The sequence below is a fragment of the Nocardioides sp. genome, from assembly GCF_047606145.1.
GTDB lineage: Bacteria > Actinomycetota > Actinomycetes > Propionibacteriales > Nocardioidaceae > Nocardioides.
The window spans coordinates 1-24,352 of record NZ_JASGET010000011.1 but is presented as its reverse complement, the minus strand read 5'-3'; the positions used below and the strand labels follow the sequence as shown (position 1 = coordinate 24,352).

Here is a 24,352-nt window from a genome sequence, read left to right as displayed (position 1 = left end):
GCTACGGTCGGCCGCAACATCGCCGCGTCGCCGCCGAGGAGCCGCCCGTGCACGTCGTACTGGTCATTCTCGGAGCCCTCCTGCTGACCCTGGAGATCGCGCTGCGGCTGGTGGCGCTGGGCATCATCCCGGGCAACCGCAAACCGTCCACCGGGATGGCCTGGCTGCTGCTGATCCTGGTCGAGCCGATCATCGGTTTCGCGATCTTCGGCCTCTTCGGCCGTCGGGACCTCGGCCGACACCGGCTGGCGAGGCAGCAGGAGGCGACCGCGGCGATCCGGGCCGTCGTCACCGCGCTCCCGATGCCCCACGACGAGAGCCGGTTCGACCCTCCGGTGCGCACCATCGTGGCGCTCAACACCGAGCTCGGCGCGCTGCCGATGGTGGAGGGCAACCAGATGCGGCTCTGTCCCGACTACGGCGAGCTGATCGCCCAGCTGGCGGCCGAGATCGATGCCGCCACCTCCTACGTGCACGTGGAGTTCTACATCACCGCCTGGGACGACGTGACGGCTCCGGTCTTCGAGGCGATGATCCGTGCGACCGAACGAGGGGTGCGGGTGCGGCTGCTCTTCGACCACCTCGGCTCGCGCGGCATCCCCGGCTACCGACGCATGCTCGAGCGCCTGCGCGAGACGGCGCTGGAGTGGCATCCGATGCTGCCGATCGACCCGCTCCGCGGTCGGTTCCGTCGGCCGGACCTGCGCAACCACCGCAAGCTGGTGGTGGTCGACGGGGCCGTCGCCTTCACCGGATCGCTCAATCTGACCGAGCCCGGCTACAACAAGCCGAAGAACCACCGGGCCGGCCGGCGCTGGGTGGAGCTGATGGTCCGGCTCGAGGGTCCGGTGGTCGGCGCGGTCAACACGGTCTTCGCCTCCGACTGGTACGTGGAGACCGGCGAGCTGGTCGAGATCGGCCGGCGGCGTGCCGAGCTGGACCCGGCCGCGCCGGCCCGGACGCCCTGCCAGATCGTGCCCAGCGGCCCGGGTTATCCGCAGGAGAACAACCTGCGGATGTTCACCGCGCTGCTCTACAGCGCCACTCGGCGGATCTCGCTGACCTCGCCGTACTTCGTGCCCGACGAGTCCCTGCTGTACGCCGTCACCACCGCCGCCCAGCGTGGCGTCGAGGTCGAGCTCTTCGTCAGCGAGACCTCGGACCAGTTCATGGTCGGCCACGCCCAGGCCTCCTACTATCGCGAGCTGCTCGAGGCCGGCGTGCGCATCCATCTCTATCCCTCGCCGGCGATCCTGCATGCCAAGCACTTCACCATCGACGACACGGTGGCGGTGGTCGGGTCGAGCAACATGGACATGCGCTCGTTCGCGCTGAACTACGAGATCTGCCTGATGATGCCGGACGTGGCGGCGGTCCGCGAGCTGCGCAGGGTCGAGGACACCTATCGCAGCCTGTGCCGGGAGCTGACGCTCGCGGAGTGGAACGCGCGCTCACCGCTGCGCCGGTACGTCGACAACGTCATGCGCCTCACCGCCGCCCTGCAGTAGCGGCGCCGGTCGGCTCAGCCGTCCCCGCGGTAGTCGTCGAAGATCGAGGTGAGGTCGGTGACGGCCTGCTCGGCCCAGCGATAGGTGCACACGTCCGCCCAGCCGATGGGATAGGTATGGCCGGCCTTGACCGCCGGCAACTCCTTCCACGCGCTCAGCCCGACCACGTCGTCGAGGCCATTGGTCGGCGCGCCCTTCGCGTCGGCGCGGAACAGGATGATGTCGGAGTCGGCCAGGTCGCCGATCCGCTCGAGCGACAGCTCCCGGGTGCTGGTGCCGTTCGCGGCACTCGCCTTCCCGAAGCGGACGCCCAGATCGGCGAGCACCACGCCATCGGTGGACGCCGGCAGGTCGAGGGCGAAGCTGCCGCTCTGGCTGTAGTCCACCACCGAGACGACGGTGCTCGCCAAGAGGTCGGCGTAGGTCTGCTTGGCCGCCGCGATGCTCGCCCGGTACGAGGCGATCAACGGCTTCAGCTCCGCCATCCGGCCGACGAGCTCGGCGGTCTGCCTCAGCGGACCGCGCCAGTCGCCGGTCTGGCCGAAGTCGACCGAGGCGACCGGCGCGACCGAGCTCAGCTTCGACATGGCGCCCTTGGAGTTGTCGTAGCGGCTCCCCGGGGTCGGCCCCAGGATCAGGTCGGGGTCGAGCGCTGCGACCTTCTCGAAATTGGTCGAGGAGATCTGGCCGATGTTCGCCAGCTTCTTCAGCGCCGGGACGTAGCCGGCGTACATGCTGGCGGCATTCACCCAGGAGTAGTCGATCCCCCCGATCGGGGTCAGGCCGAGCTCGACCAGGAAGATGGCCGTGAAGTAGTCGATGCACACCACGTGCTCGGGGTTACGCGGCACCGTGAAGGTGCCGGCGGTCGTGGTCACCGTGCGCTCCGTGTCGGTCGCACCCGAGGACGCCGTCGCGCTCCGTGGATCGTGGCCGGCACAACCCGCCACCGCCCACAGGGCAGCACCCCCGGCGCCACCGGCCAGGAGACCACGGCGGGTCAGCTCGTCGACGATCCGGGCGAACTCGTCGTCAACGTCGGGTAGAGAGATGCTCGATTGCGGGTCGGTCATCGGATCCTCCTCGGATGCCATCAGCGGGGAACAGGCTCGCGCCGACGCCCCGAGGCCCGCGCAGGCCACACTCTATGAGGTAAGGCTTAGCTCATGAAGTGCCGCCCGCTCACCCCTTACCCGCCCGTCTGCAGCGCCACGTAGGGCAGCACCACCGGTGAGCCGGCCGTCCAGTCGAGTACGTCGCCCTGCGACTCGCCCGCCGGCACCAGGATGTCGAGCACGTTCGGGTCGCTGGTGTCGGTGTCCCACGGGCTCGACCCCGTCCACTCCCCTGCACCGCCACCGAAACGGTAGTCGTGGATCCAGGAGTCGTCGGTGCCGACCGTCCCGGACCAGTAGGCGAGGTCGTAGACCGGCCGGATGCCGCCCACCCCCTCACTGCTGGGGTCGGCGTGGCTCATCGAGGTCAGCGCGACGCCGCTGCCGGCCAGGTCGATCCCGGCCAGTGCCGAGGCCGGCACCGAGGCGACGATCTGATGTCGCGCCGGGATGGCGGTCAGGGTGACCGCGCCGAGGCTGGTCCCGTCTTCGTCGACCAGCGCCGAGCTCCACCCGTCGATGGTCAGCACCGCCTGGTAGGGACCGGCGAGATCGGCGTTCGTGCCCGGTAGCGCCGAGGTCGCCGTCCCGGACGAGGCCGAGCCGCCCAGGTAGACGTCGAAGCGCTGCACCGAGAGCTGGTTGCCGCCCCACGGGTTGGTCAGGTCGCCGTCGATGGTGACCGCGATGTTGACCGTCGCGTCGTCCCCCTCGCCCTCGTCGTAGACGCCGAGGTCGGTCACGTCGAAGGCACCGGGGGCGAAGTCCCCGCTGGCCGGGTAGACGTAGCTGCCCGGGCCGTCGTCGTCGCCCACCGGGTCGCCGACGCTGCCGATCTCGGTGCCCAGGTTGGTCGAGACGACGGAGCGCTGCACCCACGAGGTGCCGCCGTCCGCACCGACGGCGGCCACCGTGATGCTGGTGGTGCCCAGGCTCAGCGGGACCTCGGTGGAGAAGGAGCCGTCGGCCTCGACGGCGACGGCGGTGGTCCGGTCGCCGGCATGGACGTAGACCGAGGCTCCCTCGGCGACGGTGCCGCTGACGGTCACGGTGGCGGCGTCGGTCTGGGCGCCGTCGGCCGGACTGGCCAGGTTCAGGGCGGGCCCGTCGGGCAGACTCCCCCGGTAGCGGTCGGCGACCACCGTCGGGGTCTCGACCGGACTCCCGGCGTCGATGGACCGGGCCAGCCGGACATACTGCGCCATCGACCAGGCCAGCGGCGTCGCCGAGCCGGTCCCCTCGCCGAAGGTGAGGCCCTGCGAGGGGTCGGAGCTCGAGTCCTGGTCCCAGACCTGCTCGGGGATCATGTATCCGTCGTTGGCCGCGTTCGCCATGGTCCTCAGGTACGACGCCCCCGACCGGCCGGCCGCCAGCTCGTATTCGCCGCGCTCGCCGGAGAGCAGTGGCCAGAGCCGGCCGACACCGGTGCCGTCGTACGGGCTGCCGTCCGCCTTCTCGCCGTACCCGTCGTGGCTGTAGCGGTACCACATGGCGCCGTGGGGGGTCTCGACCTCGATCGAGGAGTCGAGCTCGGGCAGCGACCCGACCACGTCGGCGTCGTCGGCGGAGAGCACGCCGAGCCGGACCAGCTCGAGGAAGCCGCCGTCGACCACGTCCCGTTCGTCCCAGGTGCCGCCGCCGTTGTTGATCTCCAGCTGGTCGCCGTCGTTCGGGTCGGTGTTGTCGTCGATGCGGAGGAAGTAGTGCCCGTCGCCGAGCGACCCGGTGTCGGTGACCGTCCATTGTCTCAGCGAGCGCCGCCAGGAGTCGGCGGTGGCCAGATAGAGCCCCGCGGAGGCCTCGTCCCCGGCGGTGCGGGCCAGATCGGCGGCGCTGACCAGGCCGGCGATCTCGGCGGCCAGGGTGGACGGGGAGTAGCCGCCCTCCTCCTCCCAGCGCTCCTGCGGCGTCGACGGCCCGTGACCGACCAGGAAGTCCGCGGCCGACTTCACCTGCGCCCAGACGTCGGTGCGGCCGAGCTGGTCGGCGAGCACGATCGGGAAGGCGACCTCGTCGAGCTGCAGCGAACCCCAGTAGGGGGTGCCGTCGAGCAGGGAGTTCTGCGGGAACGAGCCGTCGGCCTTCTGCTGCACGTCGAAGAGATAGTCGAGGGAGCGGTTGGCGGCCGCCTCGTCCCCGGCGGCCAGCTGGGCCGTCGCGACCTCGTAGAGGTCACGAGCCCAGACCAGGTGGTAACCGCCGACGCCGGCCTCGTCGGCGTCGATGGCCTGGCCCCACGGCACCGTCAGCGAGGCGATGTTGGCACCCCGGTAGGTCTTGTCCTCGTGTGCCTTGAGCGTCATCACCGCCACGTCGTACTGGGTGAGCAGCTCGGCCGATCGCGAGACGCTTCGCGGCGCGGTGGAGAGCGACCGCAGGTAGCGCCCCCAGCCGGCGTCGTAGTCGCGGGCGAGCCGGGCGAAGCCGGAGCGCAACGAGCCATGGGCGGCGCCGGCGGCCTCGTCGGGATCGGCGCCGAAGCCGAGGGCGACGGTGGCCGCCGAGACACCACGCCGGTTGCTGGCGAGGCGACCGATCTGGACCACGTTGCCGTCCGGCGCGCTGGCATAGGTGTGGTCCAGCCGGTGGTCGGCGGCGAGGTCGGTCCAGCCGTCGCTGGTCCCGGCGTACCCGCTGGAGGTCGCGGTGAAGGCCGGCTGGGCGACCAGCGCGCTGGCGACCGGGTCGTCGCCGCTGGTGTCGCTGGCCAGCAGCGTGGCGCCGCGGCGCGACGCCGAGTCGTGCAGCCCCGAGTTCGCCAGCGAGGGGTCGTAGAGGACGTAGGCGGTGTAGTGACCGCGATCCAGCGGCGTCACCCGTACGTCGGCCAGCACGGTGTTGCGCGACGGGTCGGTGGTGTAGGTGGTGGTGATCCGGTAGCGGCCGTCCAGGTCGGTGTCGGTCTGCCGATAGCGCAGCGTGGTGCGGTCCAGCAGGGTGATCTTGTGGCTGGTGTCGTCCTGGGCACGGTCGGTGAAGGTCCTGCCGTCGGTGACGACCAGCTGCAGGCTGGTCACGTTGGCCACGTCGACCCGCGGGTAGTAGACCTCCGACATCGCCCCCTGGGTCAGGCTGAACCAGACCTTGGAGGCGGTGGTCGTGCTGGTGCCGATGCCGTCCTTGGCGCCGGTGGTCCAGGTCGACCCGTCACCCGGGGCACCAGGCGCGGTGCCACCGCCGGTGGCGTGCAGCGAGGGCCCGTCGTGCGCCACGGCGGGCCCGGCGCTCAGGCCTACCGCCACCGCCACACCGAGGGTGGCGCCGGCGGCGACGGCGCGGGTGGAGACTCGTCGGAGGGAAACGGGGTTCATCTGGCTCTCCCGGTTCGGCAGGGTGATCGGTCTCTCGGGCCGACGCCGACCCGAGATGCCCCCAGTCTGAGTGACGCCAATCACTCATTCACAGACAAATCTTCCCCCCTGAGACGGGATCTTTTCAGATGTTCATCGGCCTATTCATGTCGAGACCCCGCGATCCCGATCAGCTCCTGGGCCAGCGGCGTCGGTCGACGACCGAGCCAGATCGCGGTCAGCGGGCGCTGCGCCGCGAGGTCGAGCACCCGGATCCGGACCAGGGTGCCGGCGGCGATGTCCGCCGCGGCCGCCCGGGCACTCAGCACCCCCACCCCGCCGCCGGCGCGCGCGGTCGCGAGGATGGTCGCCGTCGAGCCCAGGCTGATGGCATGCGGCAGGGACGGCGTACGCCGCAGCGCGACGGCGAGCGCGTGCAGGAACGTGTCCCGAGTGCCCGAGCCCTCCTCGCGCACCAGCAACGGCAGGTCGACCAGCTCCGCGGCCGCCAGGCCGGCGCGCGCTCGAGCGGCCAGCGGGTAGCGAGTCGACACCACGAGGACCACCTCGTCGGTGCCGACGTGCTGGCCGGTGACACCATCGGGGAGCTCGGGCGCCTCGATCAGCCCGAGGTCGACCTCGCCGGCGACCACTCGGGCGGCCACCTCGTGACTGTTCGCCACGGCCGCGGCCACCTCCACCTCGGGATGCCGGGCGCGCAGGGTGAGCAGCCAGGGCGGCAGCAGGTATTCGGCGATCGTCAGGCTCGCGGCCACCCGCAACCGTGCGTCGGCGGCGGTGCGCAGCGTGGAGACGCCATCGGTGAGCGCTCGCGCCGCCTCGACCACGCCGGCGGCCCAGGCGGCCACCGCCTCGCCGACCGGAGTGAGCCGGGTGCCGGCGCTGCTGCGCACGAAGAGGGTCACCCCGAGCCGCCGCTCCAGCCTGGACAACCGGGTGCTGGCGCTGGGCTGACTGATGCCGTGCACCTCGGCGGCGCTGGCGATGCTGCCCGTCTCGGCCACCGTCAGCAGCAGGTCCAGCGAGCCGAGGTCGGGGGTCCAGCCGGGCAGCATGGCCCTATCCTGCCGCCTCACCATCCAGGGCCGGTCACCAGAGCAGCTGCAGCGCCAGGCTGGTGAGACAGACCAGAGCCCACAGTGCGGCACCGAGCAGGAACGGACGCACGCCGGTACGGCGCAGCCCGGCGACGTCGGTGCCCAGTCCGATGCCGGCCAGGGCCACGGCGATGCCGAGGCCGGCCAGCCGACTGCCGGCCTCGCGCAGGTCGGCGGAGAGCAGTCCGGTGCTCGCGATGGCCGCCATCAGCACGAACCCGACCAGGAACCACGGCACCAGTCGAGCGGCACGGCGGTGGAGCGGGGCCTGGGGCTGTACGCCGGACCCGACACCGGACCCGACACCGGACCCGACACCGGACCGGGTCCGGTTCCGGCGGCCGACCAGCAGGCCGAGGGCGAGACAGATCGGAACGATCATCAGCGACCGGGCCAGCTTGACCACCACCGCATGCTCGCCGGCCTCGGCGCCATAGCTGGTCGCCGCCGCCACCACCGAAGAGGTGTCGTTGACAGCGGTCCCGGCGAAGAGCCCGAAGTCGGCCTGACTGAGACCGAGCAGGTGGCCGAGCGGTGGATAGAGCAGGACGGCGACGATGTTGAAGCAGAAGATGGTCGCCAGCGCGTAGGAGACGGCCGCGGCGCGGGGCCTGGTCACCGCCGAGACCGCGGCGATCGCCGAGGCGCCGCAGATGCCGGTGCCGCATCCGATCAGCAGCCGCAGCTCCGGGTCGATGCCCAGGAGCCGGCCGAGCAGCGCCGCACCCACCAGACAGACCGCCAGCGTGCCGAGCATGACCGGCAGCGAGCTCCACCCGACCCGCGCCACCTCGGCGAGCGAGAGCTGCGCGCCGAGCAGCACCACCGAGCACTGGAGCACGACGCCGGCGGCGAGACCGACGCCGGGCCGGAGTCGAGCCTCGGTTCGCGCCCGCCCGGCTCCGGGAAGCAGGCGCAGGCCGGTCCCGACGGCCAGCCCGAGCAACAGCGCCGTGACCGCCGGCCCGAGCAACGGCCCGATGCCCGGCACCAGGTGCGCGAACGCCGTACCGGTTCCGGCGAGCGCCGCCGCCAACCCCAGGCCGGGCGCGGCCACGGCTCCTCGTCCGGCCACGACCGGCCGAGCCGACCGCGTGAACGGACCCCGGATGCTGCTGGTGGTGGCCATGCCTCAAGGTTGTCGCCCGGACTCCCCCGGCGGCACCCATCAGTCGGCCATCGCGGTTATAGCCCCGTCCTATATCTCTCTGTCTGGTGGTGCCTGCATCGCGGGCGGCGCCGGGCGCCGGCTCTCCGGGCGACCCTCCCGGGCAGCTACCGTGAGCACCATGCGACACCAGGTCACCGTGCGGGACACCGCCCGGGCGGTGGGCAGCGGCGACGTACCGGTGCTCGCCACCCCCCGACTGATCGCCTGGCTCGAAGCGGCGACGGTGGTCGCCGCGGCGCCGTTTCTCACCGCCGGACAGACCAGCGTCGGTACGGCGATCCGCGTCGCCCACCGCCGGGCGACGCCGGTGGGCGGCTCCGTCGAGGTCGTCGTGACCGAGCCCGTCGCCCAGGACGGCCGCCGGCTCACCTTCGCGGTGCGCGCGCTCGATGCCGACGGCGAGATCGTGGCCGACGGCGAGATCGAGCGCGCCGTCGTCGACCGAGAGCGGTTCGTCGCCGCGCTCGGCACGCGCGACTGACGCCGCCCGAGTCCTGCGCGACAGGTCTCACAGTCGACACACAGTCGCCTCCTAGCCTACGGCATCCGACGCCGGTCATCGTTGCCGAGGAACGGATGAACCGACGCTTGCCGAACTCGGCTAGGAGACAGGCATGAACAGCCCAGAACCGACCTCGACCCCCCGCGGGCCCGCCTACCAGGGACGGCGCCTGCCGCGTCCCGACGACGAGGTGGTCGACCAGGGACTCTCCTTCGACATCGGCACCCTGCTTAGCCGACGTCGGATCCTGAGCGTCGTCGGAGTCGGCGCCGGCGCCGCGGTGCTGACCGCCTGTGGCGCCTCCAGCTCGACGTCGTCGTCCTCGTCTTCCTCGTCCGCGTCCTCCTCGACCTCGTCGTCGGGGGCCGCGACCTCGGACAGCCTGACCGAGATCCCCGACGAGACCGCCGGTCCGTATCCCGGCGACGGCTCCAACGGCCCGGACGTGCTGGAGGAGTCCGGGATCGTCCGCAGCGACATCCGGTCCAGCTTCGGCGACGCCTCGGCGACCGCCGAGGGGGTGCCGTTCGAGTTCGAGCTGACCGTCCTCGACATGGTGAACGACGGCGCGCCGTTCACCGGCGTCGCGGTCTACGCCTGGCACTGCAATCGTGACGGCAGCTACTCCATGTACTCCGACGGCATCGAGGACGAGAACTATCTGCGTGGCGTCCAGGTCGCCGACGACGACGGCAAGGTGCGGTTCACCAGCATCTTCCCGGCGTGCTACTCCGGCCGGTGGCCGCATGTGCACTTCGAGGTCTACGAGGACAAGAGCAAGATCGACGACTCCGCCAACGCGATCGCGACCTCCCAGATGGCGCTGCCGAAGAAGGTGCTCGACCTGGTCTATGCGACCGACGGCTACGAGGAGTCGGTCACCAATCTCAGCCAGGTCTCGCTCAGCTCGGACAACGTCTTCGGCGACGACTCCGCCGCACACCAGATGGCGGCGATGACCGGCAGCGTCGCGAAGGGGTACGTCGCCACGCTCACCGTCCCGGTGGACACCAGCACCGAGCCGACCGGCGGTACGGCGCCCTCGGGCGGTGGCGGCGACAGCGGCTCGGGCGACTCCGGCAGCGCACCCTCCGGGGCGCCCACCGGGACCCCACCCTCGGGTGCCCCGTCCGGCGCTCCCTCGGGCGCGGCGAGCAGCTGAGGCCCGCGGGCCGCGGCGGCCACGGTCGTTCGCCCGTGCGGCGGACCGTGGCCGCTCACCGCGTCTGGGCCACACCGGTTGGCGTGATCAGGCGCGCACCGGGGCAGAGCGGGGGTCGCGAAGACCGGGTTGCCGACATAGGAATCTCATGAATAATTGCTGAGTCTTCCACCGGGTCGGCCAGATCTCGGGCCACTGTCGCAAGGAGTCTTCGATGCCCACGTCCCGCATCCCCGCCCTCTCCGCCGGTCGCAGAACGAGATGTCAGGTCATGGCCGCCTCGGCGGTCGGCCTCATCGGTCTCGGCCTGGTGACCGCCTGTGGCTCGAGCTCGGACACCGACGCGTCGGACGGCTCCTCCTCGGGGTCGGTGAGCGCCACCGCCGGATCGGGCATGCCCAGCGGAGCGATGCCGAGCGGATCCGGCATGCCCAGCGGAGCAGCGCCCAGCGGCAGCGGCGCCCCGAGCGGTGGTGGCGTCGGCGGCGGCGACACGGACTGCTCCGACGCCGGGACGCCGACCGCGGCGGCCAGCGGCGCGGTGCCGGAGAACGACGACGCCGACGAGGTCGCCTCCGTCGTGAAGAGCGCGAACGCCTTCTTGGACACCCTGTCCAGCAGCGAGAAGTCCTCGGTCTCCAACGACTACACCGACCTGGCGACCAAGGAATGCACCTGGTCGAACTTCCCCGACGGCCTCTTCAACGGCCGCAACGGCCTGCGGATGGGCGATCTCACCAACGCCCAGGTCAAGGCCGCCAAGAAGGTGGTCGAGACCGCGATGAGCTCGGCCGGCTACACCTACGTCACCGAACAGCTCAACGCCGACGACCAGCTCTCCAGCGGCGACGACGACACCACCTACGGTCAGCAGAACTACCACATCGCCTTCTACGGCGATCCCTCCACCGACAGCGCCTGGTCACTGCAGTTCGGTGGCCACCACCTCGGCATCATGGTGAGCATCGGCGGCGACACCTTGAGCCTCTCGCCGTACTTCAAGGGCACCCAGCCGGTCAGCTATACCTACGAGGGCAAGACCGTGGAGGCGATGGGCGACCTGTCGGACGACTTCTTCTCCATCTTCACCTCGATGGACGACGACGCCCAGTCCGCGGCCGAGCTGGACGGGGAGTACACGGACCTGGTGATGGGACCCCAGAACGACACCGGCTACCCCGACACCGAGGGCACGGCGTACGGCGATCTGACGACGGCGGAGCAGAAGCTGGTCAAGAGCGTGATCGAGGGATACGTCGCCGACTACGCCGGAGCGCTCTCGGATCCGCTGGTCTCGCTGTACGAGTCGCAGCTCGACGACACCTACGTCGCCTGGGCGACCGGACTGGACACCGACGACAACGCCTACCTGCGCATCGACGGACCGCGGCTGTGGATCGAGTGGGTCAACACCGACAACCCGGGCGAGAGCGGCATCCACTACCACACCATCTATCGGGACAAGGAGCTCGACTACGGCACCGGCACCGGTGACAGCTCGTCGAGCAGCTCCTCCGGCTCCTGAGTGGCGCTCGGATGAGAGCGGCCCTCCTCACCGCGCTCGCCGCCGTCGTCCTCGGTCTGGCGGGCGGCCTCGCCGGCGCCCTGACGCTGGCGCCGCCGGCCGGGGCGCACAGCCCTGCCTCCACCCTGGTCCGCATCTCGCTGGCCCAGGCGTCGACCGACGCCTCCGGCCCGGTGCTGCGGATCGTGGCCGAGGTCGCCCTGCAGCAGCTCGACATCGCCTACGGCAGCGATCTGATGACCGAGGCGAACGACACCACCGCCGAGGAGACCGTCGCGGCCCACGCCAACCGGTTGCGCTCGACGTTCCTCGATCGCGTCCGGCTGACCACGCCGGAGGGCACCGAGTGGCCGATCGCGGTGCAGCGCGTCTCGGCGGGTCGCGACCAGGGTCAGGACGCGGTCCGGGTGGTCCTGCTCGCCACCGGTCCGGTCGACGGCGACACCGCCACCGCCGAGTTCAGCTGGCAGGTGGTCACCGACGTGGTCGTCACCCACAACGTCTACGTCGGCGGCGTGGACGAGTCCGGGAGGACCGAGCTGCTCGCCACCCTCACCCGCGCACAGCCGACCACGACGCTCACCGTCGAGGACCCCGGCGCCGCAACCGAGCCCACGATGTGGGCGGTGGGATTCCGGCACTTCCGAGAAGGCGCCGACCATCTGCTCTTCCTCAGCCTGGTCGCGCTGGGCGCCGCCCGTCGCCGGCTGGGCTGGGCGAGGACCCTGCGCCGGCTCGCCCTGCTCACGCTGACCTTCACCGTGGGTCACTCGGCGAGTCTCGCGCTGGCGACCCTCGGCCTGGTCTCGGTGCCGTCGCGCTGGGTCGAGGTGGCCATCGCGGCGACCATCCTGCTGGCCGCCGCACACGCGGTCCGGCCACGGCTCGCCGTCGGCACCGAGGTCGCCGTCACCGGTGCCTTCGGGCTGATCCACGGCTTCGGCTTCGCCGGCACCCTGACGGAGCTGTCGCTGCACGGCACGGACCTGCTGGTCCCCCTGCTCACCTTCAACCTGGGATTGGAGGCAGCCCAGCTCGCCGCCCTGGTGCTGGTCATCGTGCCGCTGCTGGTGATCGCCCGCTCGAGGATCGCCACCCGGATGGTGGCCGGAGTGGTGGCCGCGGTGGCGCTCTCCTGGATCGTGCAACGCGCCTTCGACACGGCCGATCCACTCGATCCGGTGATCTCGGTGGCGTTGGCGAGCCCCGAACGGCTGGCGGCGATCCTCGGCGTCGTGGCGATCGTCGTGGCGATCGTCTCGCGCAGACACCGGGCACGCCCGGTGCACCAGGCCGTCCCGGTGCCGGCAGCGGCCGATCTGGAGGACTCACGTTCCTGACCCACCAGGCGTGGGGAACCAGGAGACGACGCGTCGCGACCCGTCAGACCGTGCCGGCCGGCGCCAGGTGCGCCAGGCAGAGGTCGGGCCGCACGAAGGGGTCGAGCCGATCGACGGAGACCGAGGAGCCCCACGACGACATCGCTCCCTGCATCAGCCCCAGATGGAGGGAGCAGACGACATCGGGGCGATCGAGCGCGAGGTCGAGGAACGGGCAGTGTCGCAGCCCGATGCCCGATGTCTGATCATCGCCGACGCGCTCCGGCGCGAAGCCCAGCTCGTCGAGCAGCTCGATCAGCATCACCGTCGAGGAGGTCGCGTCCGGACCCGCCCCGCTCGGATCCCGCCCGTCCCCGTCGTCGGCCGATCGGTCGGCCGACGACGCCTGCTGCCGGCCCCAGACCCGGCCGGCGGCCACGGCCCGATCGCGTGAGTCCGGATCGGCGCTCAGCCCCGTGGCCAACGCCTCGGCGAGCACCTCGTAGCGCCGTGGGCCCGTCGGATCCATGCCACGCACCACGCGGAAGACCTGCGCCGGGCGGCCGGGTCCGTTGCCCACGGTCGACGCCTGTTCGACCCGGCCGCTGTCGACCAGCGTCTTGAGGTGGAACCGGACCGTGTTGACGTGGACCCCGAGGAGATCGGCGATCTCGGCGATCGCCATCGGACGCGCCGACTCGCGCAGGACCTGCAACACCTCCAGTCGACGCCCCGGCGTGCGTCGACCTCGTGCCGCCATCCTCACCCTGCTCCTTCGGCCGCGTTCTGCGGCGGCAGGTCGGCGACCAGCGGTGTGTCCACTCCCAATGGCCCCAGCCCGGCCGCACCACCAGGCGATCCCAGACCCGACTCGCGGCCCGGCAGGGGAGCCGAGAAGAAGGCAGCGTTGTCCGCCAGATAGGGCGCCCACTCCCCCGGCAGATCGTCCTCGTAGAAGATCGCCTCGACCGGACACACCGGCTCGCACGCGCCGCAGTCGACGCACTCGTCGGGATGGATGTACAACGACCGGCGCCCCTCATAGATGCAGTCGACCGGGCACTCGTCCACACACGCCCGGTCGGTCACGTCCACACACGGCTGAGCGATCACGTAGGTCATGGCCCTAGTTTATACAAGTGTCGATTGGGTAAACTGGGCGGCATGGGCTCCCGCCAGGGGTCGCCGCCGGCGGCACGGCCGCGACATCGAGCAGGATCGGGCGCGCACGACGCGTGTGGGCCGAGGCGGGCTCGCGCCGGAGCCGGGCCACGCAGGCGGATGCCATGACCGACGTGACCGGCGCCGTGTGGCTGTTCGTCGCGGCCGTGGTGATGACGGTCGTCGTCATCGGGGGAAGCGTGTGGCTGTCCTCGCGCGCCAACGCCCGCCCTCGCCCGACCGGCCGCGGTGGTCCTCCCGCTCGGCCGGATCCCGCTCGGCCGGATCCCGCTCGGCCGGGTCCCACACGCCCGGGACCTCACGACGAGAGGCCCTGACCGGGACACCTGGGCACGACGGCGCCGCGGGCGCCGCGTCACAGCGACCGTGCGAGCTCCTGGAGTCGCCGGTACGAGGTGGTCTCCGACTCGGCTGACCACAGGACCAGTTGCTGGTCGGGGGCGCCGGCATACCGGAAGCTGTCCCAGTCGAGGATCAGCTCGCCCACCGCGGGATGGGCGATCCGCTTGCTGCCGAAGTCCTGATGCGCGACCCGGTGCTCGGCCCACCAGGCGCGGAAGTCCGCGTCGGCGATCGAGAGCTCACCGACCAGCTCCGAGAGTGCCGGATCGGTGGGGTTGGTGCCGGCCTCCATCCTCAGCACCTCGACACAGGTCCGCGCGACGTCCTCCCAGTCGGGATAGACCGCACGCATCGCGGGGTCGGTGAAGACCATCCGCACATAGTTGCGCTCCCGCTCGGGCACGGCCGCGAAGTCGTGGAGCAGCGTCGCGGCCAGCCGGTTCCAGGCCAGGATGTCGAGCCGTGGCCCGAACACGAGGGCCGGCGTCTCGACCAGTTGCCCCATCAGCCGCACGAGGTGCGGATGCACCCGCGGCCGGGGCCGGCGCCGCCGGGACCCGGGGCGACGACCCGCCTGGGCGGCCTGACCCACCAGCGCCTCGACGTACGCCGCCTGGTCGGAACTGAGCCGAAGCTCGCGCACCAGCGAGGCCAGCACGGACGGCGACGGCGCGAGCCGGCCCTGCTCGATCCGCATGTAGTAGTCGGTGCTGATCGCGGCGAGCTGGGCCACCTCCTCGCGGCGCAGTCCCGGGACGCGGCGCGGGGCGTGGCCGTGCTCGGGCAGTCCGACCTGGGCGGGGCGCAGCTCACCGCGGCGCAGCTTGAGGAACTCGCCAAGCTCGTGCAGATGAGCGGACTCGACCATGCCGCCAGCCTGACATGTCCGCATCGGGTCGACCTAGCGAGGCTGGACGGATCCTTCCCAGGATCCCGCTCCGATCCGCCTTCCGGTCGGGACGACACATCGTGGAACCACCGCCCGAGGGGAGGCTGGCGCCACGACCGACGTGCCGGCTCAGGTCGACGGCGCCAGGGTCGCTCCCATGATCTCCGCGGTCGACCGGTGCACCGTCTCCGCCTCACCGGTGAAGGTGGTCACCGCCTCCTCCCAGCGATCGAGCGAACGCTCCACGCCGGCCTTGCCGGTGGCAGGGATCCAGTGGACGGCCCGACGGCATCCTGCCTTCGCGAGCCGCTCGAGTACCGCCGGGTCGGCCGGAGTGCTGACCACGACGACGTCGATGGTCCGATCGGCGCGAGCCTGCAGCTCCTTGATCCGCTTCACCAGCTCGAGGCCACCGCTGGGGTCTCGCGCCACATTCGGCAGCCAGGCGTCACCGAAGCCGAGGACCCGGTCGAAGACGGTGGGGCCGTCGCCACCGACGAGGATCGGCGGGTGCGGCCGCTGGATCGGCTTCGGCCAGGAGACGATCTCGTCGAACCTGACGAACTCGCCGTGGTAGCTGGCGACGTCCTCGGTCCAGATCGCCTTCATCGCAGCGATGCGGTCCGCCATCAGCCGCATCCGGGTCCGCGGGTCGGTGCCGTGGTTGAGCATCGACTCGCGCAGCCATCCCGCCCCCACGCCGAACTCGAATCGCCCGCCGGAGAGGTGGTCCAGTGACGCGACCTGCTTCGCGGTGATGATCGGGTCTCGCTCGACGACCAGACAGATGCCAGTGCCGACGCGCAATCGGGAGGTCACCGCCGCGGCCGCGGTGAGGGCGACGAACGGATCGTAGAGATGACCCAGCCGCCGCGGCACCTGACCCGCACGGTAGGCCGCGGCAGGCAGGTGGGTGTGCTCGGCCAGGAAGAGCGAGGTGTTGTGACCCCGCTCCTCGACCAGCCTGGCGAGCACCCCCGGATCGACCGAGTCGTGCGTCGGATAGGTGCCGATCCCGAACTCCATGGATTCTCCTCCTTCATCGCAATGCCGGACCGGGGCTGACGGAGCCGACAAAGGGAGACGGCCCGGGCAGCCCTCAGGCGGCGCCCACGGGGGCGACGTCGTCGGCGGTGAGGAAGTCCTCGACCGCGCTCGCGGTCTCCTCATAGGCGGAGATCAGGACGGCATGCTGGCCGGGCACCTCCACGACTCGGCTCACGTGCGGCTCGAACGCCGCGCGCTGCTCGGGGGTGACCAGGCCGAACGCGGGGGCGTAGAGGAGCAGCGTCGGGCGGGTGATCTCCTCCGGCCTGGCGGCGGGGATCGCCATCTCGCTGAAGATGGACACCAGCGCGGGTTGGCAGGTACGCCGCCGGACCCGGCCGTCCGGGAGGGTCTCGAAGTGGCCGGCGTAGGACTCGACGTACCGCGCCATGTCGACGTCACCGGTGTTCCAGCGGGTGCCGAAGAAGGCCTCCAGGCTGTCCCAGGTGCCGGCGGTGAGCTCCTCATGAGCCCGCCGGGAGGCGAGCTCGGGAGAGGCCTGGATGACCGGCTCGAGGACCGCGGCCCGGTGCACCCGGTCCGGATGCTGGGCGAGGATCTCGAGCAGCAGTCGCCCACCGAAGGAGATGCCGACCCAGTCGGGTTGATCGAGCCCCAGGTCGTCGATCGTGTCGATGATGTCCTGCACGTAGGTCGCGTTCGTCCACGGTGGCGCCCACGAGGAGTCGCCATGGCCGCGCAGGTCGAACGCGACGACCCGGAACCGCGTGCCCCAGCGCTCCCGCGCGACCCGGTCGAACATGCCATGGCTGCCACCGACACCGTGGATGCACACCAGCGGCGGTGCCGAGGGGTCACCCCACTCGAAGGTCTCGAGTCGCACGGTCATACTCCTTCGCGTCGTAGATCCGGTCAGGCCAACCCGACGGTCACGGCCTTGACCTGGGTGAAGCTGTCGAGCATCCCGTCGAGGGAGTACTCCTTGCCGAGACCGCTCTCCTTGTAACCCCCGTAGGGCTGGCCGAGCGACTGGCCACCGCCCCGGTTGACCTGGACCCAACCGGTCTCGAGCCGGTGCGCCGTCGAGAGCGCCTTGGTGATGTCGTGGGTCCACACATAGCCGGCCAGCCCGTAGTGGGAGTCGTTGGCCATCGCGATGACCTCGTCGTCGTCCTTCCACCGGATCGCGACCAGCACCGGGCCGAAGATCTCCTCCCGGGCGAGCCGCCACTCGTTGGAGGCCTGGGCGAGGACCGTCGGCCGGGTGAAGTAACCGCGAGCCAGCGGGCCGTCGGCGGGCGGGAGCCCACCGACCAGGAGCTCGGCGCCGGGCTGGGCCAGACCCTCCTCGAGGTATCCGCAGACCCGGTCGAACTGGGTGCGGTTGATCAAGGCCCCGATGTCGGTGGTCTCCTCGAGCGGATCGCCGATGACGTAGCTCTGGACCCGGTCGGCCAGGGTGGCGAGGAAGTCGTCGTAGATGTCGGCATGCAGGAAGAGCCGCGAGCCGGCCGTGCACGACTGGCTCTGCCGGGTGAATCGCATGCCCGCCATCACGCCGTCCACGGCGGCCGAGAGATCCACATCGGGAAACACGATGCACGGGCTCTTCCCGCCGAGCTCCAGCGAGACCGGGATGATCCGGTCGGCCGCCGCCGCGTTGACCAGCCGGCCGACCTCGGTCGAGCCGGTGAAGGTGAGCTTGGCCAACGCCGGGTGACGCGCCAGGGCGGCGCCGCACTCCTCGCCGAGTCCGGTGACGACGTTGACGACGCCCGGCGGGAAGACCTCGTCGAAGAGCGCGGCCAGCTCGAGCACGCAGATGGAGGCGTCCTCCGCCGCCTTGACGACGATGGTGTTGCCCGCCGCGACCGCCGGGGCGATCTTGAGCGCCGCGAGGCCGACCGGGCCGTTCCACGGGATGATCGCGCCGACCACGCCGAGCGGCTCCCGCCGGGTGTAGCTCAGCACGTCGTCACCGAGCGGCACGGTCTGTCCCTTGAGCTCGCCCGCGACACCAGCGAAGTAGTGGAGCGTGTCGACCGCGAGCCGGGCCTCCCCGCGGGCCTGGGTCCGCAGCGCGTTGCCGGTCTCGCGGGCGATGCTGCGTGCGGTCTCCTCCACCCGGGCGGCGAGCCGGTCGGCCACCTCGCGCAGCAGCCGAGCCCGCTCGGTCGGAGTCGTACGTCGCCAGGAGTCGAAGGCGGCCGCCGCCGCCTCGACCGCCGCGTCGACGTCCCGCGCACCGCCGCGCGGAATCTCCCCGAAGACGGTGCGGTCCCCCGGCGCCTCGACCGGCAGCACCCGGCCGTCGACGGCCTCGCGCCACTCTCCCCCGATGAGCATCAGGGCGTGGATGGTCTCGGTCGAGCCGGACATCTGGTTCCTCCTCAAGAAGTGGGTACGTCCATCGTGGCGTGGAGCTCAGGCGGGTCTGCGCGGGGTCGGCGAGGAGTGCCAGACCAGGTGCACCGGGCCGGCACCGCGGTCGACCCACACCGAGGTGTAGGCGATCAACCCGTCCACCGACCCACGGGCCGAGGTCTCGGCACGCCAGGCGAGATCGCCGGTCACCACGCCGGTCGAGCCCTCGGCCCAGACCCGCTGCTCGCCGTACGGCTCGAGTGCGACGTAGCGGACCTCACCGCTTCGCAGCGGCGCGAGGTAGGTGGCCTTGTCCTCGCGTCGGCCGTCGTAGTGGATGTGCACCCGGTCCGCGGCGTACAGACGGTCCAGGGTGTCCAGGTCGTTGCTGCTCAGCGCGACCAGATGGCTCTGCTCGAGCTCTCGCACCCGGTCGGGGGTCAGGTCCGCCACGTCGGTCTCCTCCTGTGTGCGGATGGAAGGTGGGATGGGTCGGATGGTCGGGGTTCACCGCCCGGTGAACATCGGGGTCCGCTTGTCGAGGAACGCGGCGACGGCCTCGGCGTGGTCTCGCGATGCCCGCAGCCTGGCGAAGGTCTCCCGCTGGTGCCGTTCGGCCGCGGCCGGGTCCATGTCGGGCGAGGCGCGCAGCGCGTGGGTGAGCGCGCGGACCGAGAGCGGTGGCCGGCTGGCGATCCGCGCGGCGATCCGGGCCGCGACCTCGTGGACCTCGTCGGGGTCGGCGAGGCGGACCAGGCCCCAGCGGGCGAGCTCCTCGGCGGCGTATCGCTGGCCGGTCAGGATCATCTCGCTGGCCGCGGCCTGCCCGATCAGTCGTGGCAGGTGGTACCAGCCGGCGAAGAGGCCGACGTTGACCGCCGACGCGGTGAAGGTGGCCGAGACCGCCGCGACCCGCAGGTCACAGGCGAGCGCGATCTCGACGCCGCCGCCCGCGGCCGGGCCTTCGATCGCGGCGATCACCGGCACCGGCACATGTCTGATCAGCTCGACCAGCTCGCTCAGCGGCGTGGTCGGGTCGAGCCCCGCCCTCAGCTCGGCCAGGTCGGCGCCCGCGCAGAACGCCCGCCCGGCGCCGGTGACGATCAGCGCCCGCAGCTCGTCCTCGACGAGGAGGGTGCGCAGGTGCGCGACGGCCTGCTCGCACATCGCGGTGGAGAGGGCGTTGTGGGGTGGGTTGGCCAGGACCAGCCGGCGGATGCCGGAGCCCAGGCTCTCGAGGCGGACCTCCGCGCGCCCGCTCACGAGTCCGCCACCGAGGGGTCGGACCACTGCTGGACGATGCCGCTCTGCACGAGCCGGTCGACCTCGGCGGCGGCGAGACCGCAGTCGCGGAGCACCTCGCGGGAGTGCTGGCCGAGCATGGGCGAGGAGGCCCGCACGTGAACCGGCTCGCCGTCGATCCAGAGCGGACCACGGATCATCGGCACCTGGCCGAGCGCCGGGTGCGCCACCTGCTCGACGAGGCCGAGGGCACGGACCTGGGGGTCGGCGAAGGTTCCGGCCAGGTCGTGGATCGGGCCGGCCGGCACCGAGGCCTCGCCGAGCGCCGCGAGCCACTCGGCGGCGGGCCGGGTGCGCAACACCTCCTCGATCAGCTCGCGCAGGGCGTCCCGGTTCGTGCGGCGCCCCTCGGGCCGGGCGAACCGTGGATCGTCGATCAGCTCCGGGTGCCCGAGCAGGTCGCACAGGCTCTCCCACTGCTTGGCGGTGCCGGCGGCGACGTTGATCGGGATGTCCGCGGTCGCGAAGACGCCGTACGGCGACACCACCGGGTGGTCGTTGCCCGCCGGACCAGGCACCTCACCGAGGCTGACCTGACGCTGGGCCTGGAAGATGAGGAGCCCGACCATGCTCTCGAGCAGCGAGGTGTGCACCCGGTGCCCCGGGGTCCGGGCGGCGAGCGCGGCGCAGACGCCGAGGGCCGCGAAGACACCCGACAGCATGTCGGCCAGCGGCACCCCGGCGCGTACCGGGCCCGACTCCACCGTTCCGGTCAGGCTCATGAAGCCGCTCATGCCCTGCGCCACCTGGTCGAAGCACGGGTCGTTCCGCATCGGCCCGACATGACCGAAGCCGCTGATCGAGGTGACCACCACCTGGGGCGCCTGCTCCTTCAGCCACTCCTCGTCCAGCCCGAGCGCGGCCAGCACGCCCGGGCGGAAGTTCTCCACCACCACGTCGCAGGCGCGGACCAGGCGCCGGAGCAGCGCCCGGCCCTCCTCCGACCACAGCCGCACGGCGAGCGAGCGCTTGTTGCGGTTGGCCGCGACGAAGTAGAGGCTCTCGGTGCCGTCGAAGGGGCCCCAGCTGCGCACGACGTCGCCCTGGTCCGCACTCTCGACCTTGACCACGTCCGCGCCGAGGTCGCCCAGCAGCGCCGTGCAGAAGGGGCCGGCGAGCGCCCGGGTGAGGTCCAGGACGCGCACCCCGCCGAGCGGAAGCGGGGAGGTCGGCGTCGGGTTCGCCTGAGGCTCGGGCACGCGATCACGCTAGGGTGGTACGCCGTGGGCCACAATGTGCCCCACCACACTATTGAGCGAAGGATGAGGTGTTGGACAACCTCTCGGCCGCCGTCTGTGACCTGCTCCGGTCGGTCGTCGGCCCGGCCGATGCACCGGACCTCGACGACGCCGTCGGCCGACTGGCGGCGCATCTTCCGACCGGCGACCTCGACGCCGTCCGTGATGTGGCGGCGCGGATCCGTGACCAGTCGAGCGCCCTGCTCTGGCGGGAGCGTCGACAGCGTGACGTGCTGGCGACCACGGAGCGGCTGCTCGCCGCCACCCGGACCGACGAGCTCCTCGAGGAGGTGATCGCGACCGCACGGCGACTGGTCGGCAGCGACGTCGTCCACCTGAACTACGGCTTCGATCCCGACACCAGCCAACGGGTGATCCGCAAGTCCGAGGGCGAGATCTCCCGGGAGTGGCGGGACTACCCGACGCGTCAGGGCACCGGCGTCACCGGCCGGGTCGTCGACGCCGACGCACCCTATGTGTGCGAGGACTACCTGCGCGACGCCACCCTCAAACACACTCCCGAGGCCGACGAGCGGGTACGCCGCGACGGGATCCGGGCCATGGCCGGCGTACCGCTGCGCCACCGGGGCCGCGCCGTCGGGGCCCTGCTGGCGTCGTGGCGTACGCCTGTCGCCGTCACCGGCGACCAGCTCGACGACCTACGGACGATGGCGACGCTGGCCGGTCGCGCCCTGGAGCGGATGAACGAGGAGAGCCTGCGACGCACGGAGCTGGAGCGGCTCGCCACCGCGCACGCCGAGCTCGACGAACGGGTGGCCGAGCTGGAGTGGTCGGCTGAGCTGGACCGCCGCCTGGCGGAGGTCGTCCTCGCCAAGGGCGAGGTGGCCTCGGCGATCGCGCTGGTCGCCACCGCGTTCGGTGGCCGGGCCGCGCTCCTCGACCGCGACGGCTCCGTCCTCTCCACCTCCGCCGAGGACTTTCCACCGGCCGGGCTCCCGTCCGACAGCCCGGCCGAGCGGGAGCCGTGGACCGTCGAGCACCGCGGCATCTCCCTGACCGGATGCACGGTCCCGGTGGGCGGGGTCGTGCTCGCCACGCTCGTGCTCGATCAGGGCGAGGGCGGCGTGCGCCACCGCGATGCGGTGGAGCGGGCCGCGGCGCTGTGCGCGTTGCTCCTGGCGAACGAACAGGCCGACTACGAGCGCGACATCCGCAGTGCCGAGCGGGTCATCGCAGGCCTGGTGGAGGCGCCGCCCGGCCCGCCCGATGCCTCGACTCGGGCGGTCATACGGTCGTGGCGACGAGCGAACCACCTGGGCGTCGTCGTCGCACGAGGGTCGGACCGAGGCGACGCCCTGATCGCGCGGGCACACCGCATCGCCCGGGAGCACGGCGGCGTGGCCGGCGAGTTCCGGGGCCGGGTGGTGGCGATCGCCCCCGACATCAGCGCCACCGACGTGGCCCATCAGCTGATCTCCCCCGGCGAGGCCGGAGGCTCGTGGCATGCCGGCGTCGACCAGGCCGATGGACCGGCGGGGCTCGCCGAGGCCTACCGGCGGGCGGACCTCGCCTGCGCTGCCGTCACCCACCTCGGCCTGGAGACCTCCGTGGCCGCGCACGCCGACCTCGGGTTCGCCGGGCTGCTGGCCACCGACCCGTCGCCGGAGCGACTGCGCGCCTTCGTCGATCTGACCCTCGGCCCCGTCGTCTCGTACGACCAGCGCCATCGCACGGAGCTGCTCGACACCCTCGAGTCGTACCTGCGGAACTCGTCCAGCCTGCAAGCCGTCGCCCACGAGCTGAGCATCCATGTCAACACGGCGTACAAACGGGTCCAGCGGGTCACCGACCTGCTCGGCCCCGGCTGGAACAAGAGCGGCACCCAGGCGGAGATCCAGGTGGCACTCCGCCTCCACCGGCTGCTCGGCTCGCGGGCCGAAGCGTGACGCGCTGAACGTCTCGGTGCCGGGCCGAGCGGTGCCCGGCGCTCACCCGGGGCCGCCACCCACCGACGGGAAACTGCTCGATCCGTGCCGGATCACGCCGCGCAACTCGCCGAGCCGCAACGCGACGGCGGTCCCCACCCTCTCCTCGTCGCCGGTGGCGAGCAGGTCCAGCAACCCGCCACGCAAGACCGCCAGCGCGAGGGTCCGCTGGGACTGGGCTGCGGCGAGCTCGCGCTCGTGGGCGGGCTGGAACTCGGCGAGTACCCCTAGCCACTCCCGAACCGTGCCCTGGGCGAAACCCGCCCACGCACCCTCGGGTTCGATCAACGACCGCGAGTAGGCCTCCACCCACAGCCGCAACAGGGCCCGATGTCGCTCGTCGGCAAGCCATGCCCACACCTGCTCGAGGGCGTCCGCGAGCCCGAACGAGGAGGCGTCGGCGACGCCGCGGAGACCGTCGAGCAGCCGGAGCTCGTCGGTGCGCGCCCGATCGAGCAACGCCCGGACCAGCCCGTCCTTGCTGCCGAACAAGAACATCAGCACCCGTGGACTCGATCCGATCGCCGTCGCGAGCGGCCGCAACGACAGGTCCACCAATCCATGCTCAAGGACGTATCGATAGGCGGCTTCCAGAAGCTCGGTCTGCCGAGCAGACGGCGCTGGCGAATCCGGTGGCACAGGGCTAGCATAACTCAACTGAAACAGTCGTGTCAGTCACGAGAGAAGGGAGCCCCGATGTCCGACGAGCCGGAGCGGAAGGTCCTCGTTCGTCCCGCCGACCGGCCGGGAGACCTGGGGTGGGTCGTCCAGGCGCACGGTGAGGTGTACGCCGAGCAGTTCGGCTGGAACACGGACTTCGAGGCACTGGTCGCGCGGATCGTCGCTGACTACGGCGCCGATCACGACCCGAGGACCGAGGCCGGGTGGATCGCCGAGGTGGGCGGCAAGCGCGCCGGATGCGTCTTCCTCGTGCGCGGCGACTGTCCCGGGGTCGCCAAGCTGCGGATCCTGCTGGTGACTCCGCGGGCGCGGGGCCTGGGGGCCGGCACGGAGCTCGTCCGCGAATGCCTCGACTTCGCGAGAACCGCCGGCTACCAGCGCGTGACCCTGTGGACGAACGACGTACTCGTGGCCGCCCGCAGGATCTACCAGGGCCTAGGATTCACACTCACCAGCCAGGAGCCCCACCACAGCTTCGGACAGGACCTGGTCGGCCAGACCTGGGATCTCTCCCTGAACGCGTGCTAGCGCCGACCCAGCAACGGTGATCCCCGAGGAGAGCTCAGCCATGACGAAGCGCATCTTGAACGTCGTCACGAACGTCGGCCACTACGACGATCCCGATCATCGGACCGGTCTGTGGCTCTCCGAGCTCACCCACGCCTGGCACGTCTTCGAGGAGGCCGGCTT

Annotated in this window: 21 protein-coding genes; 7 read left to right on the top strand and 14 right to left on the bottom strand. The window is 71.6% G+C overall.

Annotated features, from left to right (window positions below):
• The first annotated feature begins 47 nt into the window (after window positions 1-47).
• The gene (gene cls / locus QM638_RS01470; RefSeq protein WP_415140156.1) at window positions 48-1,508 is read left to right on the top strand and encodes a cardiolipin synthase; all 1,461 of its coding nucleotides are present in this window, start codon (window positions 48-50) and stop codon (window positions 1,506-1,508) included.
• A gap of 14 nt (window positions 1,509-1,522) precedes the next feature.
• Here the strand turns inward: cls and QM638_RS01465 are convergent, their stop codons facing one another.
• The 4 genes from QM638_RS01465 to QM638_RS01450 all read right to left on the bottom strand — a co-directional run bounded on the left by QM638_RS01465 (window position 1,523) and on the right by QM638_RS01450 (window position 8,160).
• Complete coding sequence (locus QM638_RS01465) at window positions 1,523-2,581, bottom strand: ABC transporter substrate-binding protein (protein ID WP_415140155.1); 1,059 nt, start codon at window positions 2,579-2,581, stop codon at window positions 1,523-1,525.
• Between the two features lie 116 nt (window positions 2,582-2,697).
• Complete coding sequence (locus tag QM638_RS01460) at window positions 2,698-5,934, bottom strand: glucan 1,4-alpha-glucosidase (RefSeq protein ID WP_415140154.1); 3,237 nt, start codon at window positions 5,932-5,934, stop codon at window positions 2,698-2,700.
• A 140-nt stretch (window positions 5,935-6,074) separates the two neighbouring features.
• The gene (locus tag QM638_RS01455) at window positions 6,075-6,989 is read right to left on the bottom strand and encodes a LysR substrate-binding domain-containing protein (RefSeq protein WP_415140153.1); all 915 of its coding nucleotides are present in this window, start codon (window positions 6,987-6,989) and stop codon (window positions 6,075-6,077) included.
• 34 nt (window positions 6,990-7,023) lie between these two features.
• Entirely contained in the window at window positions 7,024-8,160 is a 1,137-nt protein-coding gene (locus QM638_RS01450) for a YeiH family protein (RefSeq protein WP_415140152.1), read from the bottom strand.
• A 160-nt stretch (window positions 8,161-8,320) separates the two neighbouring features.
• Between QM638_RS01450 and QM638_RS01445 the strand changes: the two genes are divergently transcribed.
• The 4 genes from QM638_RS01445 (at window position 8,321) to QM638_RS01430 (ending at window position 12,731) form a co-directional block, all read left to right on the top strand.
• Complete coding sequence (locus QM638_RS01445) at window positions 8,321-8,683, top strand: thioesterase family protein (RefSeq protein WP_415140151.1); 363 nt, start codon at window positions 8,321-8,323, stop codon at window positions 8,681-8,683.
• 133 nt (window positions 8,684-8,816) lie between these two features.
• Window positions 8,817-9,866, top strand: coding sequence for an intradiol ring-cleavage dioxygenase (locus tag QM638_RS01440; RefSeq protein ID WP_415140150.1), 1,050 nt, complete (start codon window positions 8,817-8,819; stop codon window positions 9,864-9,866).
• A 214-nt stretch (window positions 9,867-10,080) separates the two neighbouring features.
• Entirely contained in the window at window positions 10,081-11,391 is a 1,311-nt protein-coding gene (locus QM638_RS01435; RefSeq protein WP_415140149.1) for a DUF3500 domain-containing protein, read from the top strand.
• Window positions 11,392-11,402: 11 nt separating this feature from the next.
• Window positions 11,403-12,731, top strand: a complete 1,329-nt coding sequence (locus tag QM638_RS01430) for a HupE/UreJ family protein (protein ID WP_415140148.1) — start codon at window positions 11,403-11,405, stop codon at window positions 12,729-12,731.
• A 43-nt stretch (window positions 12,732-12,774) separates the two neighbouring features.
• Here QM638_RS01430 and QM638_RS01425 read toward each other — a convergent pair whose 3' ends face one another.
• The 9 genes from QM638_RS01425 to QM638_RS01385 all read right to left on the bottom strand — a co-directional run bounded on the left by QM638_RS01425 (window position 12,775) and on the right by QM638_RS01385 (window position 20,996).
• The gene (locus tag QM638_RS01425; RefSeq protein ID WP_415140147.1) at window positions 12,775-13,470 is read right to left on the bottom strand and encodes a helix-turn-helix transcriptional regulator; all 696 of its coding nucleotides are present in this window, start codon (window positions 13,468-13,470) and stop codon (window positions 12,775-12,777) included.
• Window positions 13,471-13,472: 2 nt separating this feature from the next.
• On the bottom strand, window positions 13,473-13,832 hold the full coding sequence (fdxA, locus tag QM638_RS01420; RefSeq protein ID WP_415140146.1) for a ferredoxin: 360 nt from the start codon (window positions 13,830-13,832) through the stop codon (window positions 13,473-13,475).
• Between the two features lie 415 nt (window positions 13,833-14,247).
• Complete coding sequence (locus QM638_RS01415) at window positions 14,248-15,102, bottom strand: helix-turn-helix domain-containing protein (protein WP_415140145.1); 855 nt, start codon at window positions 15,100-15,102, stop codon at window positions 14,248-14,250.
• Window positions 15,103-15,252: 150 nt separating this feature from the next.
• On the bottom strand, window positions 15,253-16,149 hold the full coding sequence (locus tag QM638_RS01410; RefSeq protein WP_415140144.1) for a TIGR03619 family F420-dependent LLM class oxidoreductase: 897 nt from the start codon (window positions 16,147-16,149) through the stop codon (window positions 15,253-15,255).
• A 73-nt stretch (window positions 16,150-16,222) separates the two neighbouring features.
• Window positions 16,223-17,014 carry an alpha/beta fold hydrolase gene (locus QM638_RS01405; RefSeq protein WP_415140143.1) on the bottom strand — a complete coding sequence of 264 codons (792 nt, stop codon included), beginning with the start codon at window positions 17,012-17,014 and terminating at the stop codon, window positions 16,223-16,225.
• 29 nt (window positions 17,015-17,043) lie between these two features.
• A complete protein-coding gene (locus QM638_RS01400; RefSeq protein WP_415140142.1) occupies window positions 17,044-18,510 on the bottom strand; it encodes an aldehyde dehydrogenase family protein in 1,467 nt (488 codons plus the stop codon).
• Window positions 18,511-18,555: 45 nt separating this feature from the next.
• Window positions 18,556-18,948: a nuclear transport factor 2 family protein gene (locus QM638_RS01395; protein WP_415140141.1), complete on the bottom strand. Its 393-nt coding sequence runs from the start codon at window positions 18,946-18,948 to the stop codon at window positions 18,556-18,558.
• 54 nt (window positions 18,949-19,002) lie between these two features.
• Window positions 19,003-19,758 carry an enoyl-CoA hydratase/isomerase family protein gene (locus QM638_RS01390; RefSeq protein WP_415140140.1) on the bottom strand — a complete coding sequence of 252 codons (756 nt, stop codon included), beginning with the start codon at window positions 19,756-19,758 and terminating at the stop codon, window positions 19,003-19,005.
• The gene (locus QM638_RS01385; RefSeq protein WP_415140139.1) at window positions 19,755-20,996 is read right to left on the bottom strand and encodes a CaiB/BaiF CoA transferase family protein; all 1,242 of its coding nucleotides are present in this window, start codon (window positions 20,994-20,996) and stop codon (window positions 19,755-19,757) included. The genes QM638_RS01390 and QM638_RS01385 overlap by 4 nt, the downstream gene beginning before the upstream one ends.
• Before the next feature lie 71 nt (window positions 20,997-21,067).
• Between QM638_RS01385 and QM638_RS01380 the strand changes: the two genes are divergently transcribed.
• On the top strand, window positions 21,068-22,942 hold the full coding sequence (locus QM638_RS01380) for a helix-turn-helix domain-containing protein (protein ID WP_415140138.1): 1,875 nt from the start codon (window positions 21,068-21,070) through the stop codon (window positions 22,940-22,942).
• 42 nt (window positions 22,943-22,984) lie between these two features.
• Here the strand turns inward: QM638_RS01380 and QM638_RS01375 are convergent, their stop codons facing one another.
• Window positions 22,985-23,536, bottom strand: a complete 552-nt coding sequence (locus tag QM638_RS01375; protein ID WP_415140137.1) for a TetR/AcrR family transcriptional regulator — start codon at window positions 23,534-23,536, stop codon at window positions 22,985-22,987.
• A 141-nt stretch (window positions 23,537-23,677) separates the two neighbouring features.
• Here QM638_RS01375 and QM638_RS01370 point away from each other — a divergent pair, with 141 nt between their 5' ends.
• Window positions 23,678-24,190, top strand: a complete 513-nt coding sequence (locus tag QM638_RS01370) for a GNAT family N-acetyltransferase (protein ID WP_415140136.1) — start codon at window positions 23,678-23,680, stop codon at window positions 24,188-24,190.
• Window positions 24,191-24,352: the final 162 nt, after the last annotated feature.

Coding starts and splice junctions, on each gene's coding strand:
- QM638_RS01410 (WP_415140144.1), bottom strand. CDS start 16,149: ATGGAGTTCGGGATCGGCACCTATCCGACGCACGACTCGGTCGATCCG.
- QM638_RS01465 (WP_415140155.1), bottom strand. CDS start 2,581: ATGACCGACCCGCAATCGAGCATCTCTCTACCCGACGTTGACGACGAG.
- QM638_RS01430 (WP_415140148.1), top strand. CDS start 11,403: ATGAGAGCGGCCCTCCTCACCGCGCTCGCCGCCGTCGTCCTCGGTCTG.
- QM638_RS01435 (WP_415140149.1), top strand. CDS start 10,081: ATGCCCACGTCCCGCATCCCCGCCCTCTCCGCCGGTCGCAGAACGAGA.
- QM638_RS01455 (WP_415140153.1), bottom strand. CDS start 6,989: ATGCTGCCCGGCTGGACCCCCGACCTCGGCTCGCTGGACCTGCTGCTG.
- QM638_RS01425 (WP_415140147.1), bottom strand. CDS start 13,470: ATGGCGGCACGAGGTCGACGCACGCCGGGGCGTCGACTGGAGGTGTTG.
- QM638_RS01370 (WP_415140136.1), top strand. CDS start 23,678: ATGTCCGACGAGCCGGAGCGGAAGGTCCTCGTTCGTCCCGCCGACCGG.
- QM638_RS01415 (WP_415140145.1), bottom strand. CDS start 15,102: ATGGTCGAGTCCGCTCATCTGCACGAGCTTGGCGAGTTCCTCAAGCTG.
- fdxA (WP_415140146.1), bottom strand. CDS start 13,832: ATGACCTACGTGATCGCTCAGCCGTGTGTGGACGTGACCGACCGGGCG.
- QM638_RS01460 (WP_415140154.1), bottom strand. CDS start 5,934: ATGAACCCCGTTTCCCTCCGACGAGTCTCCACCCGCGCCGTCGCCGCC.
- QM638_RS01440 (WP_415140150.1), top strand. CDS start 8,817: ATGAACAGCCCAGAACCGACCTCGACCCCCCGCGGGCCCGCCTACCAG.
- QM638_RS01450 (WP_415140152.1), bottom strand. CDS start 8,160: ATGGCCACCACCAGCAGCATCCGGGGTCCGTTCACGCGGTCGGCTCGG.
- QM638_RS01400 (WP_415140142.1), bottom strand. CDS start 18,510: ATGTCCGGCTCGACCGAGACCATCCACGCCCTGATGCTCATCGGGGGA.
- QM638_RS01445 (WP_415140151.1), top strand. CDS start 8,321: ATGCGACACCAGGTCACCGTGCGGGACACCGCCCGGGCGGTGGGCAGC.